18 protein-coding genes and 3 pseudogenes are annotated in these 18,042 nt (G+C 39.1%); 4 read left to right on the top strand and 17 right to left on the bottom strand.

The features are described from left to right. Positions 1-212 precede the first annotated feature (212 nt). From ACM0OR_RS25375 to ACM0OR_RS25365, 3 genes are all read right to left on the bottom strand, one after another. Complete coding sequence (locus ACM0OR_RS25375; RefSeq protein WP_414579231.1) at positions 213-761, bottom strand: DUF4334 domain-containing protein; 549 nt, start codon at positions 759-761, stop codon at positions 213-215. 15 nt (positions 762-776) lie between these two features. Then, a complete protein-coding gene (locus ACM0OR_RS25370) occupies positions 777-2,081 on the bottom strand; it encodes an FAD-dependent oxidoreductase (RefSeq protein ID WP_414579230.1) in 1,305 nt (434 codons plus the stop codon). Positions 2,082-2,224: 143 nt separating this feature from the next. Further along, positions 2,225-2,512: a hypothetical protein gene (locus ACM0OR_RS25365; protein ID WP_190709783.1), complete on the bottom strand. Its 288-nt coding sequence runs from the start codon at positions 2,510-2,512 to the stop codon at positions 2,225-2,227. Between the two features lie 661 nt (positions 2,513-3,173). Between ACM0OR_RS25365 and ACM0OR_RS25360 the strand changes: the two genes are divergently transcribed. Then, complete coding sequence (locus ACM0OR_RS25360) at positions 3,174-3,680, top strand: hypothetical protein (protein ID WP_414579229.1); 507 nt, start codon at positions 3,174-3,176, stop codon at positions 3,678-3,680. Positions 3,681-3,751: 71 nt separating this feature from the next. On the opposite strand, the gene ACM0OR_RS25355 is transcribed toward ACM0OR_RS25360, so the two are convergent. After that, positions 3,752-4,099 (bottom strand): hypothetical protein, encoded by a 348-nt coding sequence (locus ACM0OR_RS25355; protein ID WP_414579234.1) that lies wholly within the window; start codon positions 4,097-4,099, stop codon positions 3,752-3,754. Between the two features lie 243 nt (positions 4,100-4,342). On the opposite strand from ACM0OR_RS25355, the gene ACM0OR_RS25350 reads away from it, so the two are divergent. Next, the gene (locus ACM0OR_RS25350) at positions 4,343-5,242 is read left to right on the top strand and encodes a DMT family transporter (protein ID WP_414579233.1); all 900 of its coding nucleotides are present in this window, start codon (positions 4,343-4,345) and stop codon (positions 5,240-5,242) included. A gap of 102 nt (positions 5,243-5,344) precedes the next feature. Here the strand turns inward: ACM0OR_RS25350 and ACM0OR_RS25345 are convergent, their stop codons facing one another. From ACM0OR_RS25345 to ACM0OR_RS25300, 10 genes and pseudogenes are all read right to left on the bottom strand, one after another. Then, positions 5,345-5,581, bottom strand: a complete 237-nt coding sequence (locus tag ACM0OR_RS25345) for a hypothetical protein (RefSeq protein WP_323268284.1) — start codon at positions 5,579-5,581, stop codon at positions 5,345-5,347. A 106-nt stretch (positions 5,582-5,687) separates the two neighbouring features. Next, complete coding sequence (locus tag ACM0OR_RS25340) at positions 5,688-5,969, bottom strand: hypothetical protein (protein WP_323268285.1); 282 nt, start codon at positions 5,967-5,969, stop codon at positions 5,688-5,690. Between the two features lie 230 nt (positions 5,970-6,199). After that, positions 6,200-6,457, bottom strand: a pseudogene (locus ACM0OR_RS25335) (chlorophyll a/b binding light-harvesting protein); the annotation flags it as partial. Positions 6,458-6,761: 304 nt separating this feature from the next. Then, positions 6,762-7,514: an alpha/beta fold hydrolase gene (locus tag ACM0OR_RS25330; RefSeq protein ID WP_323268286.1), complete on the bottom strand. Its 753-nt coding sequence runs from the start codon at positions 7,512-7,514 to the stop codon at positions 6,762-6,764. 175 nt (positions 7,515-7,689) lie between these two features. Continuing rightward, positions 7,690-8,199, bottom strand: coding sequence for a flavodoxin FldA (fldA, locus tag ACM0OR_RS25325; protein WP_414579228.1), 510 nt, complete (start codon positions 8,197-8,199; stop codon positions 7,690-7,692). Positions 8,200-8,225: 26 nt separating this feature from the next. Next, a pseudogene (locus ACM0OR_RS25320) lies at positions 8,226-8,501 on the bottom strand (chlorophyll a/b binding light-harvesting protein); the annotation flags it as partial. A 615-nt stretch (positions 8,502-9,116) separates the two neighbouring features. Continuing rightward, positions 9,117-10,664 (bottom strand): ABC transporter permease subunit, encoded by a 1,548-nt coding sequence (locus tag ACM0OR_RS25315; RefSeq protein ID WP_414579232.1) that lies wholly within the window; start codon positions 10,662-10,664, stop codon positions 9,117-9,119. 354 nt (positions 10,665-11,018) lie between these two features. After that, entirely contained in the window at positions 11,019-11,219 is a 201-nt protein-coding gene (locus tag ACM0OR_RS25310) for a hypothetical protein (protein ID WP_323268288.1), read from the bottom strand. Positions 11,220-11,421: 202 nt separating this feature from the next. Continuing rightward, on the bottom strand, positions 11,422-12,081 hold the full coding sequence (lipB, locus tag ACM0OR_RS25305; RefSeq protein WP_414579227.1) for a lipoyl(octanoyl) transferase LipB: 660 nt from the start codon (positions 12,079-12,081) through the stop codon (positions 11,422-11,424). A 410-nt stretch (positions 12,082-12,491) separates the two neighbouring features. Continuing rightward, positions 12,492-12,626, bottom strand: a complete 135-nt coding sequence (locus ACM0OR_RS25300) for a hypothetical protein (protein ID WP_414579226.1) — start codon at positions 12,624-12,626, stop codon at positions 12,492-12,494. A 74-nt stretch (positions 12,627-12,700) separates the two neighbouring features. On the opposite strand from ACM0OR_RS25300, the gene hpf reads away from it, so the two are divergent. Continuing rightward, entirely contained in the window at positions 12,701-13,351 is a 651-nt protein-coding gene (gene hpf / locus ACM0OR_RS25295) for a ribosome hibernation-promoting factor, HPF/YfiA family (protein WP_190709762.1), read from the top strand. Positions 13,352-13,450: 99 nt separating this feature from the next. Here the strand turns inward: hpf and ACM0OR_RS25290 are convergent, their stop codons facing one another. From ACM0OR_RS25290 to ACM0OR_RS25280, 3 genes are all read right to left on the bottom strand, one after another. Beyond that, positions 13,451-14,299 (bottom strand): Rpn family recombination-promoting nuclease/putative transposase, encoded by an 849-nt coding sequence (locus ACM0OR_RS25290; protein ID WP_414579225.1) that lies wholly within the window; start codon positions 14,297-14,299, stop codon positions 13,451-13,453. A 123-nt stretch (positions 14,300-14,422) separates the two neighbouring features. Beyond that, positions 14,423-15,631, bottom strand: coding sequence for a 4-hydroxy-3-methylbut-2-enyl diphosphate reductase (locus ACM0OR_RS25285; protein WP_414579224.1), 1,209 nt, complete (start codon positions 15,629-15,631; stop codon positions 14,423-14,425). A gap of 266 nt (positions 15,632-15,897) precedes the next feature. After that, a complete protein-coding gene (locus ACM0OR_RS25280) occupies positions 15,898-16,716 on the bottom strand; it encodes an SGNH/GDSL hydrolase family protein (RefSeq protein WP_414579223.1) in 819 nt (272 codons plus the stop codon). Between the two features lie 196 nt (positions 16,717-16,912). Here ACM0OR_RS25280 and ACM0OR_RS25275 point away from each other — a divergent pair. Further along, positions 16,913-17,836: pseudogene (locus ACM0OR_RS25275) on the top strand (DUF4351 domain-containing protein). The last annotated feature ends 206 nt before the right edge of the window (positions 17,837-18,042 follow it).

Below are 18,042 nucleotides of genomic sequence, written 5' to 3'. Positions count from 1 at the left end.
TTTATCTTCTCTGTTTATTTTCCTATAAAATTTATTTTAAAGATAGGTCTATTGGGCATAATCCAATCTATTTAAATCCTAAAGCCTTATCCTGGCTCACTTTAGACGATTTGCTCATACCAATTTTTTATTAAGCTTCGCTAAATAATACTTCAACGATAAAGTAGGTAAAGTAAACAAATTCTTCAGAAGAAGAAGCAAGCAGAGCCGAATTAAAACTTAAAAGCTCGCTTAAGAACAAAAAAGAAAGGTTGAGGTAGCATTTTATAATCCATAATTCCTAAAACAGTATTTTCATCTACTTTTCTAAAAGAATCATGGATAGGTAAATAATCATAAATCATTGTAGCAGAGACTGTTCCTCTATACTCCATCATTCGCAGTCTTGCTTGACTTTTATCGGTTTTAAGTAAAGAATTAATGGACACCAATAACGGTTTTAGAGAATTATTTTTGGGTATCGGTAATTTTAAAACCCAGTTCATTAAAGTAGGATTGGGTGCAACCTGAAAAATTTTCCCTTGATTATCTAAAAATAATAAAGGATGAACATTCTCAGAGTCTATAAATTCCTTCCCATACCAATTAGAAATTTCTAATAAACCATCCATTGGATGATCTGTATGCAGTCCAGAACCTTGCCAACGACACAGCATAAAGTCTAAATTGACGGGTTCAAGAGCGTCAAACAATTCCAAAGCTTTTTCTGTCGTAGTTTTACCCGTTTTCAAAATCAATTGATAATTTTCTGAGATTTCCATTCTTTTTGTCAACTTTCAAAAGAAGCGTTCCACTAAATAAGCCGCATATTCCATACCATAAGGTACGCTTACCCCAGCAGTCATTTCATTAGCAAAGTAGGTATTTTGACTACCTTGCAACATTTCCAATCGTTCATAAATACCATCCTTGAGGTCTTCGGCTGAAAAATGAGAGAACCACTTCCAAATTAGGGGTGGCCCCATAGGTGTCACTTGAGTGCCTCCAAGCTTTTTGACACAATCGGCTACGTTGCTTTCCAATTCTTCAACAGTTGTTGTTTCATCCATGAATGGATAAAAATTGTAGATTTTACTGCCTGGATCAACCTCGTAGATAGCTAATGGGTAACTAGTTGGTAAAGGCTGATTTAAAGTATTTCTGATAATGTAGAAAATGTTTGCAGGTAAACCCTCTACCTTACAGGTAATAACTGCTCTTTTAATTGTACGTACCCTAGAAAAAATATCTGCTTCTTCCGGGGAAGTATCAGCTACTCCAAGAAAGTCATCAACAGGAGCAGTCCAAATTAAACGCTCAAATTCCCACTGATTTGAGGTAGTTTTGACCAGAATTGTTTGACCGCGAGAAACACACTCAATAGTTTGTCCTAGACACAAGTTATGGGTTGCTGCTAAACGATTCCATAATTCTTGATTCCCTTCCTGCAATTGAGGCATATTCAGAACCAATTTTTTCAGGAAACTGCAACGGTTCAATAATGCCAGTAGCCGAATCACATAAGCAGTAGAAGCTTCTTGTTCCAGATGTCCAAATTGTGCCGCATTAGCAATAGGCATTAAAGCATCTCGAATAAAATCCAAACCCTGTTTGTTAAACCATTCAGGTGAGGATTCATTCATAGCTCGGTAAGCAGGATTGATATAGCCTGGCTCGTTGTACCAAGTATACTTGTCTAATTCTAGAAAAAATTTCCTCAGCTGCCAGAGTCGGCTGAATAAAGAATATTTGGACTCTATTAAAAAGGGGCTAGAAACTTTGCCAGTCGCTAAGTCAAATAGTTGCACCCGTGGCATTACATGAAGCGATGGAGAAATCCCATACCTTTTTCTGTATTTTTTGTACAGGGGACTAGGTAAGATCCAAACAGTTCCACCCTCGTAAACACCACGGGCTTGAAGACTTGCGTTTGCGTATCTCATTGAATATGTTTTACCACCTACGCGATTTTTGGCATCAATGATGGTGATATTTTTATATCCAATATCATGTAATTCTTCGGCAGCAGTTAAACCAGCACATCCAGCACCAACGATACCAATACGGATTGAAGGTTCATAGGTTAAACGATTAATTCGCATGGTAATTGTTAATGAGAAGCTGGTTCATATTTCCCGAAAACTATAGGTAAAATAGTTAGATGCTTTAGTGAAATAGTCTGTTATTTTGACCGAAATAAATAAGTATACAAACCACTAAATTTATTTATGGTGAATTGCGATACTTATGCAGACAATTCAGATATTAGATAAGAAATACTAAAAGCAAACATCGCCAAAATTACTGGAATTATAGTGCTAGGTTCTAGTTTACGTGTCTGAAAAACTTCTATCAAAGACATAGGAACAATCACAGGCCAAAAAATAGTTGTGATTAAAAACATTATAAAAGATAAAAATTTATCTTCAGGGGAAGAATTAGCTTGGCGTAAAGCGAACTGTAGCCAGTTAGTGAAAAAGTAACAACTCATCAATAGGTAACTAATCAATAATGTTAATTGTATTTGGTTCATTGCAATTACTCCTGATGCTTCTTGATGTTTATAACAATAACCGGAATGACGTTTTTAGACAATGTATTTAATAGAAAAAGATAGGGGATTTAAAAGCAGTCTTTATATGCGTTTGTAGACAATTATACTGATAAAAATATGCTATTTTTCAGTCAGATAAATACTATGCGAATTCCGAAAAATCCTGAAACTGTAATTACACTTAAATTCATTTTAAACTAAGAGTTAAAAAATACTTCTTGTGCAATTAAATTACTGAGATTTAATGAAAAATTACAGCGTTCTGCAAGTAAATGAGGTATACCTCTTCCCAACCCACCCCACCCGTTAGTAAGGCGGATGGGGTATTGTGTACCTCACTAACTTGAAATATGCTGTAATACCAATTAAAGAAAAGAATGGGACAGATAGATTTGTTAGAGATGCAAGGATATTTTGATTAGCTGTAAATTTGATGGTTGTTCTAGTTGGGAAACTCTATGACGCCGATGGAACAGATGGCAAGATATGTGCTGAGGTGCTGATTTTGCTGCATCTACCGTTTATAAAGATGTTGGTAATGACCAGGGCTTTAATCTGCATTCCCATTTTTGATTACATACCGTTTATGTTAAAATATTGTTTCTAGGCTTGGTTCATCAGCAAATTTTCTGTCTGCAATATGGTTCAGTATACTCTCGCTCAAAGCCCAGAAATTATCCTGACTGTTGCAGGAAAAGATTCTGCCAAAGCCCGTGACAAAGCAATGGATCAGTTAATGGAACTGATGAATGCTGGTCAACTCCCTACAGAACTGGAAGAAGGATTTGGCCCGCAACAATTAATAGAAGTGAAAGAGCCTACAACTGATTCTACAGGTGGTGAAGATGCCATCACCCAAGCAGTCCAAGTTCTCAGCAACCTGGCTACACTGAAATTAAAAGTGCAAGAATCACGCACTGAAGCATTAGAAATTCGTAAAGCTCTTGATGTCCTCTTTTCAGACGAATCAGTAGCAGAAGAAGAAATTGCTCGCCTCAAAGATGGTTTTAAGGCCCTCAAGAATTTTGCTCAAGCTAATTTACGTTACCAAGATGCACGCACCAAAGCTGAACACGCGAGGAAAGTATTAGATCAGGCTTTAGAGTCACCTGATAACCCGGATTTTTCACAAAAACAAAAAAAATAGGTTTTTGAGTCTAATTTATCACCGTAAAATTTGTAAGTAGGGGCATAAGCCCCGCTACGCTAACAAGACTTCTAATTCTTGCCTAGTAAAAACTCAAACTCAGCTTGCAAAGCCGTAATATCTGCTAGCCGAGCAACGAGTATATTGTCATTACCAGCATCAATTAAACGTACTTTCCAATAATTTATGGTTTCTGAGTTATTTAACCAGAATTGCACGACAGTATCTATCACTTGCTCTGTATTCCAACCCCATTTTATGGGAACTGGTTCTACGCATTCTAGCAATGCGTCGAGGGTACATTTATGGGTAGATAAATATTCTATAGCTTGAGGTTGTGGTTTTTGCAGACTTTGCTGTTGGTGATGGAAAAATTGCCAAACTGGAGACACGCCGACAAGATCAAAAGTAAATTTCATCCATTTCTCCCAATAGTTAATTAGTTGTATGGAAGACATAGCTTATGCAAACAAAACTACCTAACTATCACCTGGGAAAATTAGACTATTTACCTATTTATTAGGTATTAAGGTTTCTTGAGAAATTAGCACTTGTTAGGTTTGAGTGCTAATTTTTTATGTAATTATTTGATGTATTATTAAATAGTTTCGGTCATAAATTTGGGGTGACATTGAATTTTTAATAATTCTTTAATTTTTCTAATTACTAATGCCAAAGGGGAATTAGCTGCTTTATTGGCTGCTTGTTTATGGGCTATAGCTTCGGTGGTATATGGGATTGTGGGGCAACGAATTCCGCCGCTAAAGCTGAATTTGATTAAAGGGATAGTAGCGATCGCCTTTTTAGTGCTGACTATCCTATTTACTAGAGAATCCTTACCCCTTTCTGACCCATTGCCAATCTTTCTGCTGTGTTTGAGTGGGGTTGTCGGTATTAGCTGGGGTGATACAGCTTTTTTGGCCGCGATAAATTATTTAGGGGCGCGGCGTGTCTTACTCATAGGAACGCTTGCACCGCCCATGACAGCGATCGCCGCTAATATTATTCTACAAGAACAGCTTAATATCAGGGCGTGGTGTGGGATTATACTAACTATCCTGGGAGTAGCTTGGGTAGTTACAGAAAGAGTTCCGGGGAATGGTGACGATTCCCCGGCGCACCTATGGACAGGTATCGGCTTTGGTTTATTGTCAGCCATGACAAATGCTATTGCTACAGTTATCTCTCGCGGTGCTTTTGCTACGGGGAATGTGACACCTTTATGGGCGGCTTTGTTGCGATTAAGTGCAGCCGAGTTAATTCTTTTGTTGTGGGTGTGGTTCGGTAGGAAAAACCAAGAACTGTCCTATCCCTACTGGCAATCAGGAAGAGTAATTTTTGTTACTTGCTTTGCGGCTTTTTGCGGCACATATTTAGGAATTTGGCTACAACAGACAGCCATTAAATTCACGGCTGCGGGAATTGCTTCAACCCTGTTACAGACAAGTCCGTTATTTGTTATCCCTATAGGTATGTGTATGGGTGAAAAAGTGAGTTGGAGAGCGATCGCCGGCGTGATTATTGCGATCATCGGTATTGGATTGTTATTTTACCTGAAATGAGCTGGGAATCCCAACGACATAATTAGTTTTTTGTGCTGATAACTACTTGAATAGCAGAACAACCAAAAAAACTTAAACCACCTGAAATATAAATTAGCTTATCTATAGTGCCTTTTTCGCCCGTTTTAACTCTTTCCAAAGTACATGAATTTGTTGGTAAGCGTCTTCTGGAGAAATCTTACCCCCAGTTTGTAGGCTACAAATGTAGTTTACTCTTTGAGAAAATTCTTGAAGACTTGCATTAAAAACTAAATATTCTGGTTTAAATTGTCCATAATAGGGACTACGAGGATAGAGGAAATCACATAAATCAGACAGGAAATCAGAGTTGGTATTCATAGGAATTTAAGAGAAATTAGATTGAAAATTTCAGCTTTCAAGCATCTGATAATTACGCAATTCCAAATATATTGATGTGTTTCAATGGTTTTCCATCATAGTGTAATCATCCCCTTTCGATTTTCCAGGTTCTCCCCTTCTGACAAGCATTACAAGCAGCAGTTTTAGGTTCAAAATCAAGACAACCAATAGCCTGCTCAGAACAAGCTCTAGTTGGATTGACAGTACATTTCAGGCGGTAGTCATTAGTGAAATACTCACAATTATGACAAGGCACTTGATGTAACTTCCACAAAAAACTTATCCCTTTTTTGAGAGTTGTCCAAATACTCCAAAGCAATAAAATCATGATTGCCCAAGCAGATAAAGCACAAATAATTGTAGTCATTCCGATTCATACTCCACTGTAAATTTTAAGAAATTGCCCACAGTTAACTGCTTTTAACCGCAGGCAATAAGGAACTTGAGATGAGTGATATTAGTAGGAAATATTACTCGCCCTCCAGGCGTGCCAAACATAACCTAAGAATGCTAATATCCCTAGAAAAAACTGAATGTTTGCCATACCTAAACGTTCTGTACCGTAAAGTTCAGGTGGAAAAACCGTAGTGTTATATCCGTATCTACTACTTGACCACCTGCACCGACACCAAAACCTAAAGTAGCTAAATGGGGTAACAAGATTAGTCCTTGGTCGCCCATCGGGATATCAGGGTTGTAGCGAGAGATTTCAAACCATGTAAACGCACCCGCCCAAAGAGTTGTCAGTGTGGCTTGTACTACGTGTGCGCCGATAAATAAGCCAGAGAGGTCGGCAAAGCGGGCATTGCCAACCCACCAATCAAATTTGACGTTGGGATTATCGTATGTCTGCATTGGTTAGCTCGTTTATATTTGTTGCTAGAAATACTCAAGTAATGGCTAATTAACTTCAACGGGTGAAAGTTGTGAACAAAAGCCAATAGTTCAAATAATTGAAGTTAACTTGCCAACGTTGGTGATTACAAATCTACTTTATTGAAAGTAATTCCTAATTGTATCTATTTTCAACAAAACTTAACAATTATAAATAAAGCTGAATTTTGCAGCAAAAAATAGACGACGATAACTAATTTTGTCGCTGTTTAAAAGTTACATAAAAAATTAATATGGGTGTAGATGCGCCCCTAACAAATACTTGTTAATTTGTCGAATTTTGGTGAACTAATTGAGATTTTGGGATTGATCTTAGATGATATGGTTGCCAAAAACTCAACATTTCCTCGCCGACTTGTTGAGGATAGAAGTAGTGAAAAAAATGATGACCTTTGGGACATTCCCAGAGATTATCTTCAGCTTTAAACTCCTTCAACCAATCTTTTAAGACTGGTGAATTAACAATGGAATCATTCTTGCTACCACATACCATCATTGGCATAGAAACCCCACCTTTAGGTAAATCAGTCAACTTAAAAAGAGAGTGTAATAGGGGAGATTGTTCTAAATCTCTATCTAAGACTGCCATTAACTTTTTAGTAGTATTATGTGGTTGCTCACCAAAAAGATGACGAACACTACTAGCTAACACCTGCTCACGGCTCATAGTAAATGCTTGTCTTTGCAGATAATAGTGGACGTGCCAAGTATTTGCAGGTTGAGAGGCCACAGCTAGGAGAATGAGCGATCGCACTTTTTCAGGATACCGCCGCGCATAAGTTAAAGCGATCGCACCACCCGCGCCATGACCAGCTAAATGCACCGGCTGAGAATACTGTGATAAATATTCCTCTAGCAAACCCACAGCCTCATCAATCGAACCACCTTCATCCTTACCGTGACGATATTCCCACTGAGCCACATTCACATATTGCGATATATATTGCAGCAATGGTTTATCAAAACGCTGTAATACAGAACTAGAACTGATCCAAAGAACATCAATATCATCAGACATAAAACCTCTAAAACCTCAGAAATTAAGCAGATTTGAAAACCACAAATACATACAGATTGCTTTCAAACTTAGCGTTCCTCCGCGTAAACCTCAGCGACACTTTGCGTTTAAAAACAAAATTATCTGTGTGTATCTGTGGTTAATCATCAGGTACAAAAAACGTTAATGGCGCAAACTACAAACCAAACTCTCTTTTCAACTGAGACACCCAAGCCTTGATCCGTTCATCAGTCAAATCAGATTGATTATCCTCATCAATCGCCAAGCCGACAAATTTGCCATTTCTTAAAGCCTTAGAATCGTTAAAATCATACCCCTCAGTAGACCAATAGCCGACAGTTTTACCACCGCGTTGGGAAATTTTTTCTTCCAGAATGCCAATTGCATCTTGAAAATTATCGGCATAGCCCATCTGGTCGCCAGTACCAAAATAGGCAACCATCTTACCATTAAAATCTATGTCATCTAGTTCTGGAAAAAAGCCTTCCCAATCACTTTGGAGTTCACCAATATTCCAAGTAGGACAGCCAACAATCACACATTGATACTCATCAAAATCAGCAGCTTCTGCTTGGGACATATCGTGTAATGTCACACCATCACCAAACTCATCTCGAATAATTTCCGCCACAGATTCAGTTTTACCAGTTTGAGTACCGTAGAATAAACCAATTTTTTTCGACATTTTTACTCCTTATATTGATAAGAACAGATACCCCCTGCTATGCAAAGAATACTCACCCAAATATGGCCGCCTACTAAGTCTTCTAGATTATTGACTCCGGCAATCCAATACTTGTTACCACCAACTAAATAACTAAAAATAGCTGCAAAGTTTCAAGTAGGATGAGAAATAACTCGCACTTCCCCAATATTGGAATCGTATAAACCACCGAAGAAGACAGCCTTGACAACCAGTAAGCCAGCACCTAGACCTAATAAAACTAGGTGAATACCTAAGATAGTCGTCATTTTATTGGCATCTTTCTTCAGCTTATGCTTATTGAGATACTTCTTCAATAAGCTCTGCAAACATCCTACCAGATTTATTGAGATAAATTTTTACTTATTCATGATTAATTTTTGTAAAAGCTAAGACAAGGTCATGCAAAATACTGATTTTAATGGTTTTTGAGGGATTTTATCTTTAAATTAATGTTGTATTCCTAGCTAAATCCTTTGAAAATTGCTTATAATTATTATTAATAAGCTACAGTAGCACTTCTCAAGCATCGTTATCGTGCTAGAAGCGTAATGAGTCAATGCTGTGATTGCTGACAAAGAAGCGCAGGGTTGGCAAATCGAAAGTGTAGAGTTGGTTTTGACTTGTTTCGCGCAAACCTCACACTGAATATCCCAAGACAGCGATCGCGGTAAAGTTTAAAAAATGCGGCGTTGCATAAATGCGGGATGAATTGAGACTTTTGTACAAAGAAAAATATTGATTCTTTGCGTCTTTGCGCCTTTGCGTGAGACAAAAATCATCCCACTAATCAGCAACGCCAAAAATGCTTGATCGCTTCCCTAAAGCAGTTGTCATGTCTGCAAAAGCGTAGGCTGAGTAGAGACGTTGCACTGCATATTGTCCTGATAAATAGAGAGTTAATTTTTTTTATTATCTAAATTAGAGGCTTTTATGTGCCGAAGTTTACTTGATTGGGTAGGATTCATCCAAGTTTCTAAACGACTAAAAGCTTGAGAAGACAGCAATGTTAAACATAAGTAGACGATCGCAACTGCTGCGTAAATTTCAAAGGCGCGATAATTTCCGGCTACAATCAGTTGTCCTTTGCGAAATAACTCTTCAAACCCAATCACCGCAACTAAGCTGGTATCCTTCAATAAACTAATAAACTCATTTCCTAGAGCTGGTAACATCCGCCGGAATGCTTGGGGGAAAATTACTAAGCGCATTGTTAGTAAAGGATTTAAGCCTAATGATTTGGCTGCTTCTGCTTGTCCTGGTTCAATGGATTGAATACCAGCGCGGACAATTTCGGCAATGTAAGCTGCACAATTTAAACTTAAGGCAATGACCCCAGCTACTAAACGATCAAAAGAGAAAGTAAAGTTAAGTTCTTGAGCAATGGCTGGGATGCCAAAATAAATCATAAAAATCTGTACTAGTAAAGGTGTACCGCGAAAAAAATCAACGTATGCTCTCGCTAACCAGCGCACAGGAGTAATTTTTGAGAGGCGGATAATACCAACTAATGACCCCCCAATTAACCCCAAAATTACAGAAATTATTGTTAGTTGTAGGGTAACTAATGCACCTTGTAATAAAGTAGGTAAAGCCTGCACAATTAAACCAATTGAGGCGAATATGCCCCCTTTAGGAGTGTTAGTTTGATTTTCAAATGGTGATTTATCTGGTAATTGTGGCGGAGTAGCTTTAAACCATTTTTGATAAATTTGGGCATAAGTGCCGTTTTTTAATACTGTATCGAGTCCGTTGTTGATGAGTAATAAATCAGGTGAATTTTGGGCTGTGGCAATGCCGTAATATTCTTCTGTTAGTAATTGCTCTACAACTTTAATGCCTTTGAGATTGCCTGTATTTATAGCATATAAAGTTACTGGTGCATCATTAATAACTGCATCTACATTGCCATTGAGTAATTCTTGCAGTGCTAGGGGTGCAGAATCAAAACTGCGAATTTCTGCACCTGGAATACTTTTAGCTTTTTCTGCGCCAGTCGTACCGATTTGGACAGCGATTTTTTTATTGTTGAGACTATCAAAACCTGTAATATCTGGATTGTTACCACGAATTGCGATCGCTAACCCAGCTTTAAAATAAGGACGAGAGAAAGCCACCGTCTTGGCTCGTTCTGCTGTAATGGTAATCGAACTAATCGCCGCATCTACGGTTCTACCTTGCAAGGCTGGGATAATGCCATCAAACGGTAGACTTTGAAAGTTGACTTTAAAGTTAGCAGATGAAGCGATCGCATTCATTAAATCCAGGGAAAAACCCTGTAATTCCCCAGATTGTCCTTGAAACTCGAAAGGAGGAAATGCAGGTTCAGTTGCGACTCGCAAAGTTTTATCAGCACTCAGATTTGCACTACAGCTAGAGAGTAAAACACAACTAACACAAATCACTAGACACCAGCACAGCCAACGCTTAACATCTAATCTAGCCATGTGATTTTTACCCCCTGAGTGAGTTTTGAGTGCTGTTAGCGGTAGCGCGGCGTTTAGCCGGTGCTGAGTAATGAGTTTTGAGTAATGAGTAATGAGTGTATGCTGAATCTGCACAGGTTACAACCTGCTATTTAAAAAATTCAGCCCTTTGAAAAACTAGCGTAGAAGCGAATAAGTGCAGTTACTGCACGCTGCTCACGCCCCGCTCCGCTAACAGCAACGGCTAAACGCCGCGCTAACACAACTCAGCACGCTGCTTACGCTCCGCTACCGCTACACTCAGCACCGGCTAAACGCCGCGCTACCGCTAACAGCACTCAGCACTCAGCACTCATGACTCAGCACTCATAACTCCTAAAGATAATCGCGCAAGAAATCAAAGGGATCGTCTTCCCAACAGGGTTCGGGCATCATCAACAGTAAATTACTATTGATGTCGGCTTCAATATCTTCGCCGTCTTGTCTATCAAATAGTTCTATGAGAACTTTCCAGTCTCTTTCTCTCAGAGACGTAAACACTGGGGCGTAAGTCTGTGGATTGATTGGATAAGTCACAGGCGAAATTTGAATCGAATGATACAAAAATTTAGTTTTAAGACTGGCAAACAATCTTATTTTAACTCGCACAAATGAAATCACAAATAAGGGGCAATCAGCTTTTAATTAGCGAATATTCTTATTTATAAGGAAATTGCACCCATTACATAATTACTGCTAAATCTACCCACATCAGTATAATTATTTAACAATTGGCAAATTACTCGATGAATTCTATACCAAAAACTTCGGTAAAAGCTTGGGAAATATGTCCGCGAACTTCTTCACAGGTAATTCCGGGAATCCATTCGGCTAAACTGCCTACAGGTTTATCTGCAATACCGCAGGGAACAATGCGCCTAAAGCCTGTCATGTCAGGACACACATTTAAAGCAAAACCGTGCATGGTAATCCAACGACTGACTTTAATCCCGATCGCAGCAACTTTACGCCCTTCTAACCATACCCCAGTGAAAGAGGGAATGCGATCGCCTTGTAAGCCATAAACTGCTAAGACGCGAATAATCACTTCTTCTAATTGCCGCAAGTACCAATGTAAATCTTTACAATAACGTTGCAAATTTAAAATTGGATACCCTACCAATTGGCCGGGACAGTGGTAAGTGACTTCGCCGCCACGTTCAGTTCTATGTACCTCGAACTGATTTTGGGCTATGTCAAATTTGAGAAATTCGGAATTGCTGCCTTGTCCTAAAGTATAGACAGGGGGGTGTTCCAGCAAGATTAACACATCATCTAGATGGGGGTTGTGAATACGCTCTGTGAGGAGGGATTTTTGCCACTCATGCGCTTCTAAGTAGGGTGTTAACCCTTTGTTGTACAAAAAACAATAGTTTTTAGCTGCCTTACTACAATTCATGCCGAAAATCAACTGAGTTAACAACTAAATATATTTCAACTTTCGAGAATTTGATCAACAATTGTCAAGCTATGCAAAGGATTTTAAAGGAACATCAAGGGAATCATCTCTTAGAAAAACAAAGTGCTAGTTTGAATATATAAACACAAAGGTGTTGGGAGGAATTCTCTACAATAAGCATCACGCCAAGGAAAGAAGAACGAATACACTGGCTGATGAGTCTCATAATTGTTTACATCTGAAAGACTTGTATACCCAAAAGAGAGCGATCAAATCTCCGTTAACAAACCAGAAGTAACTACTATTAGTTATGTAAAGTTTGTTTTGATGAGCAAGGTAGTCAAAACCGTTATTAATTAGGCTACCTTAATTGAGAACATAGCGCGACTGTCTAATTGTCTAGCAATCAGTTAGAGCGATCGCTCCAAATCAAACATAAAATCAAGGGTATACAGAGGAATAACTATAATAGATGCAAAGGACTGAGACAAAACAGCTAAAAGTACATTAAAAAAGTCCAAAACAGGTGTTGGTGTAAGTAACATAACTTACCGCAATCTCTTTGCATACTAAAGACAACATCACATTAAATATTGCGCTATCGAGCGGGAGAGTTTACATGAAGCTTGTCATCCACGGCAAAAATATTGAAATTACCGATGCGATTCGAGAATATGTGCATCAAAAAATTGAAAAAGCAGTTAGTCACTTTCAGAACATCACCAACGAAGTGGATGTCCACCTTAGCGTAGCTCGCAATCCCCGAATTAATACTAGACAAGCGGCTGAAGTCACTATTTACGCAAATGGTAGTGTCATCCGCGCCGAGGAAAGCAGCGAAAACTTATACGCGAGCATTGATTTAGTTGCAGATAAAATTGCCCGACAACTCCGTAAATATAAAGAAAGAAAACAAGACAAGAAAACTCAAGCTCTACCCACTAACGAAGTAGTTGTACCACAACCAGTAGTTGCAGATTTAATCGGCGATCGCACCCCCGAACTCCCAGAAGAAGTTGTCCGTACTAAATATTTTGCCATGCCACCGATGACGGTTACAGAGGCTTTAGAGCATCTGCAATTGGTAGGACATGATTTTTATATGTTCCACAATGCCGAAACAGGCGAGATTAACGTCATTTATGAACGCAATCATGGCGGTTATGGCGTAATTCAACCCCGTAATAACAACGGCCATGCCCATACTAACGGCAAAAATGGTAAGACAGCCAGTAATGTAGGAATGCCAGAAAAATCTCACAGTAGATAATTGAATAAGTGAAGAGTTAACAGTAAACAGTTATCAGTGGAAAAAAACTGATAGCTGTTTAATGTTATTTGTTTGAAGAACAAGAGGATGCGGCCTGTGCTACTGTAATGTACTTAACCAAGTGTCTAAATCCGCCATTGTCTGAAAATCTAATAATGCTTCGCCCAGATTTTCTAACTGTTCTAAAGAAAGATTTTCTACTCGTTCTCGCACTGGTTGAGATAATTCTCCTACACGACGAGTAAGTTGACGGAGAATAAGCGATCGTTCCCGTTGTTCACCACGTTGTTCACCACGTTGTTCACCACGTTGTTCACCTTCGGCGAGAATTTCCTGATAAATGACTGATTCGCGCATCATACCCTCCCGAAATAATTGTTTGATCAAGTCCTTTTTATATTTTAAACCCGCTAAAATTTGGGTGTAAGCGGAGATTTGTGATCGCTCTCCTAGCTCAAGTTGATTCACTCGTTCTACAACTTGTTGTAATAAAGCTTGAGGCTGAGTGGTTGCGGCTAGTGTTGCTAATGGTAATAACGCTGGCTCATTAAGGAATATTTGGGGATTTTCCTCCCACATAGAAATTACACGATATTCATGACGAGTAGACTCGACACTAAAAACGGTTTCAATTACTGTATCTGGCGCGAGAGGAAGTAATAGTACAACAACTTGCGTGATGGGTAGACGATACAACCTATACAGGCGTACCCAATAATCTAGCATCCGCAGGGGTAGGGGTGGTGTGGATTCGAGTTTGGTTTGAAATTCTAAATGGAGAATGCGTTCTTGCAGTTGCAGGAATGTGACGTAATCAGCGCGAATCGGTTCGATACTCAATTCAGTTTTGAGGACTGTAACATCAGTTTGCGGTTTACCTAACACCCAACTAGCAAAAGTAACGGGATGTTTTTCGGACAGGAGTTTGCACAGATTATCAAAGGACATTTACAAAAACAAAAGGTAAAAAAAGATGAATTAAATATTTATTAATTTAAAATATTTAACGAGTGCCAAAGTATTGAGCAATTTTTATTTTACTCAAAACTCAGCACTCAAAACTCAGCACTCCTAAGACACCGCCGCAGTAGCCTTGAGAGCAAAAATCTTCTCAATGATATCTTCCACAACCTTATCAGGTGTAGAAGCCCCAGACGTAACTCCTACAACAATTTCTCCTTCTGGTAGCCAGTTTTCTGCAATGACTAAATCGCCAGTTAATTGCCGATGTTCAATGGATGTTCTAGATTTAATTCGCTCCACACAATCAATATGATAAGAAGGCAAATTACGTTCCTTGGCAATTTGTTGTAATTGAGTCGTGTTTGATGAATTAAACCCACCAATTACCACCATTAAATCTAAGTTGTGTTCTACTAATTCCAACATGGCATCTTGCCGTTCTTGGGTAGCATCACAAATAGTATTGAAGTTTTGGAAATGTTGAGTTAGTTCAGCAGGACTATACTTCTGCATCATGGTACGTTCAAAAAGTTTACCAATCTGCTCAGTTTCACCTTTCAGCATCGTGGTTTGGTTAGCAATACCAACACGTTCTAAGTCTTGATCTGGATCAAAGCCGGCTGAACAAGCTTTGGCGAATTTTTGTAAAAATTCCTCGCGATCGCCACCATGTAAAATGTAGTCAGCTACATAATGGGCTTCTTTTAAATTCAGCACAATTAAATACTTACCAGCAAAGGAACTAGTAGCCACAGTTTCCTCATGCTTGTATTTACCGTGAATAATTGAGGTGTAATCACCTTTTTTGTGCTTTTCCACGGTATTCCAAACTTTAGATACCCAAGGGCAGGTAGTATCAACGATTTTGCATCCTTTATCGTTGAGTATCTGCATTTCTTGAACGCTAGCTCCAAAAGCAGGTAATATCACCACATCGTTATTACCCACAATAGAGAAGTCTTTTTTAGTCCCATCAACAGGGATAAATGCGACTTGCATTTCTTGCATTCGCTGATTCACAGAAGGATTGTGGATAATTTCGTTAGTAATCCAAATCTGTTCTGTCGGGAAGTGCTTGCGGGTTTCATAAGCCATAGCCACAGCGCGTTCCACACCCCAGCAAAAGCCAAAAGCTTGAGCCAAGCGGATAGTGACATCGCCGCGTTTAAGGATGTAATTGCGATCGCGGATTTCTTGAATTAAGTTACTTTGATACTCAGATTGCAATTGAGTAGCAACTTCGGCTTGATGACCAAACCCCTTACGGTTGTAATTTTCTGAATGTTGCAGTGAACGCTTAAAAGCTTTTGTATCCATATGTTTTATTTTTTATTATCTCCTCCTTCTGATTTTCTCGTGCCATGACACGATTTAGTTAATCGGGTACAGATTTTCTCAAGTTAGAGGTGACAGGTGACAGGGGACAGGGGACAGGGGACAGGTGACAGGGGACAGGGGAGACTCTTGCATCAATGCTTAATTTGTCATGTTGAGCGAAGCGAAACATCTCAAAGATTCTACATTTCATTCAGAATGACACATCTCATTTTCGGACTTTTGCAAGAAGTCTATTCAATTTTGAATTAATTAGTCCCACCAATTCCCTTTTGATAAATTTGCAAAGCTGTGCGCCAAACTAGATAGCCAGCGGGATTGATATGTAAGCCATCGGTAGTCAATTCTGGACGGAGATTTCCTTGCTGGTTGGCAAATAAGGAATATAAGTCTAGATATTGAACGCCTTCTTTGGCTGCTATGCTTTTTAACTGCTGATTTAATTGCTGAATGCGACTATTGGGAATAGCCAGTAATTTTTCCCGTCCTTCCCAGGTGGCAGATTCTGCCCCATGAGGCAAAATCGACTGGATAAAGATTTTAGCTTTGGGGTGGCTTTTTCTTAAATAAATCATCATTTGCCGTTGATTATCTAAAATAACCTGATCATTCACCCCCCGAATGAGGTCATTAATCCCAATCATCACAAAAATTGTTTCTGGCTGCGTCTGGTCAAATAAATTTAATCTTTTGAATAATCCATTGCTGGTTTCACCAGAAATTGCTTGATTGAGCCAATTTCTATCTTTAGGCAATAATTCCGCAGGAAACCATAGACTCAGAGAATCCCCCGCTAAGATGCTTAATTGCTGCGGACGCTGTTCAGCCGCTACTTGGGCTTCTTGCTTGAGGATATCTACCCACTGTTGGTAACTCAGTTGGTGGCGGGGGCCTAACTCTGGGGTAGCAGACGGGGCTTGATTAGCTGGAACTGGGGTAGCATTACTGGAAAAAGCGGACAAACCCTGCTGGCGCAAAATCAGCAGAATCACCGCCAACATCAGGATGCCGTTGGTTGCCAGTAAGAAAAAAGCCCAGATAGGAAATTGTTTTGCAGTGGTGGACACGACTAGCGAAATTTTCCAATGATTTGACTCAGATTTTAAATCGCTACTAAGATAATCGCACTATTTTCCGCAATTATTCGGTGACATTGATGCGATGACCGACCGTCGGTCGTAGACTATCGCTCAACTCGGAGTTAGATGATTAAATATTTAAATCTATTGAAATATTGAAAAATCTGCCTCCTACCTAAATTGAATGACACGCTTTATACATGATGAATTTGCTAAAGACTATCTCGAAGAACTCCTAAAAGATTATGGAGAAGTAAAACCATCAGAAAAAATTTCAGGAGAGATTAGAGAAATAGATGTTTTATTCACTCCTACTAAACAGCAACACTCTAATTTATAAGTTCTGGGTTTACTAGGAAAATTTGCAGAAAATTCGGCAATTATAGAACCATTCCGTAATCCAGTATCTACTGATGAAATCGGCGACTGTGTCCTCAAATTATTAGAAGTCAAAGCTTTGTTGCGACGAGAAGCTAAAGCTAATAAAACCAAACTTCAGAACTCAGAAATTCCCCAATTATGGGTTCTCACCCCAACCATATCTCAAACTAGATTGTCTAGTTTTGGAACTATACAAAAAGTAGCTTGGTTATCAGGAGTACATTTTCTCCCAGAGGCTTGGCGGACTGCAATTGTGGCAATACACCAACTACCTCCAACACCTGAGACATTATGGTTAAGGCTTTTGGGTAGGGGAAGCGTCCAGTCACAAGCGATTATCGAGTTGCAAGCGTTACCATTAAATCATCCATATCAGAAAGCTACACTCGAATTAATTTACAACTTGCGCGAAAACTTGAAAGTAAATCAAAAATTAGCAGCAGATGATCGGGAGTTAATTATGCGACTAGAACCAATTTATCAAAGAAATAGAGAACAAGCCAAGCAAGAGGGACGGCAAGAGGGACTACAAGAGGGACGGCAAGAGGGACGGCAAGAGGGAAAACAGAACTTAATACTGCGTCAACTCAATCGCCGTATTGGTGAAATTGATGCTTCATTAATTGATCGCATTCAAGGATTATCTATTGAACAATTAGAAAATCTAGGAGAAGCATTACTAGATTTTACTACTCCTGCTGATTTAGAAACTTGGTTTAACCAATAATAAAGTCAAGGGGCAGGGGCAAGGGTTTATCGACACATGAAATGATGCAACTTATAGGTTTAAGGCTAGCATCTGGAAAATTAAAGAAACCTAACCCCCAACCCCTTCCCTACGTGGGAAGGGGAACAAAAATCAAAGCCTCTCCCCGCGTCTACGGTGTACACACAAGTAGACCCAGAGCGAGTTTCCAACCAAAAAAGGTGGAC

The organism is Anabaena sp. CCY 9402-a, assembly GCF_963920945.1.
Taxonomy (GTDB): Bacteria; Cyanobacteriota; Cyanobacteriia; order Cyanobacteriales; family Nostocaceae; genus Trichormus; species Trichormus minutissimus.
The sequence above is the reverse complement of the archived record's forward strand: the minus strand, read 5'-3'. Positions and strand labels throughout refer to the sequence as shown.

What these genes read in the sequence shown, in the direction of transcription:
- ACM0OR_RS25375 (WP_414579231.1), bottom strand. Translation starts at nt 761, where the DNA reads ATGGAAATCTCAGAAAATTATCAATTGATTTTGAAAACGGGTAAAACT.
- ACM0OR_RS25370 (WP_414579230.1), bottom strand. Translation starts at nt 2,081, where the DNA reads ATGCGAATTAATCGTTTAACCTATGAACCTTCAATCCGTATTGGTATC.
- ACM0OR_RS25365 (WP_190709783.1), bottom strand. Translation starts at nt 2,512, where the DNA reads ATGAACCAAATACAATTAACATTATTGATTAGTTACCTATTGATGAGT.
- ACM0OR_RS25360 (WP_414579229.1), top strand. Translation starts at nt 3,174, where the DNA reads ATGGTTCAGTATACTCTCGCTCAAAGCCCAGAAATTATCCTGACTGTT.
- ACM0OR_RS25355 (WP_414579234.1), bottom strand. Translation starts at nt 4,099, where the DNA reads ATGAAATTTACTTTTGATCTTGTCGGCGTGTCTCCAGTTTGGCAATTT.
- ACM0OR_RS25345 (WP_323268284.1), bottom strand. Translation starts at nt 5,581, where the DNA reads ATGAATACCAACTCTGATTTCCTGTCTGATTTATGTGATTTCCTCTAT.
- ACM0OR_RS25340 (WP_323268285.1), bottom strand. Translation starts at nt 5,969, where the DNA reads ATGACTACAATTATTTGTGCTTTATCTGCTTGGGCAATCATGATTTTA.
- ACM0OR_RS25330 (WP_323268286.1), bottom strand. Translation starts at nt 7,514, where the DNA reads ATGTCTGATGATATTGATGTTCTTTGGATCAGTTCTAGTTCTGTATTA.
- fldA (WP_414579228.1), bottom strand. Translation starts at nt 8,199, where the DNA reads ATGTCGAAAAAAATTGGTTTATTCTACGGTACTCAAACTGGTAAAACT.
- ACM0OR_RS25315 (WP_414579232.1), bottom strand. Translation starts at nt 10,664, where the DNA reads ATGGCTAGATTAGATGTTAAGCGTTGGCTGTGCTGGTGTCTAGTGATT.
- lipB (WP_414579227.1), bottom strand. Translation starts at nt 12,081, where the DNA reads ATGAATTGTAGTAAGGCAGCTAAAAACTATTGTTTTTTGTACAACAAA.
- ACM0OR_RS25300 (WP_414579226.1), bottom strand. Translation starts at nt 12,626, where the DNA reads ATGTTACTTACACCAACACCTGTTTTGGACTTTTTTAATGTACTTTTA.
- hpf (WP_190709762.1), top strand. Translation starts at nt 12,701, where the DNA reads ATGAAGCTTGTCATCCACGGCAAAAATATTGAAATTACCGATGCGATT.
- ACM0OR_RS25290 (WP_414579225.1), bottom strand. Translation starts at nt 14,299, where the DNA reads ATGTCCTTTGATAATCTGTGCAAACTCCTGTCCGAAAAACATCCCGTT.
- ACM0OR_RS25285 (WP_414579224.1), bottom strand. Translation starts at nt 15,631, where the DNA reads ATGGATACAAAAGCTTTTAAGCGTTCACTGCAACATTCAGAAAATTAC.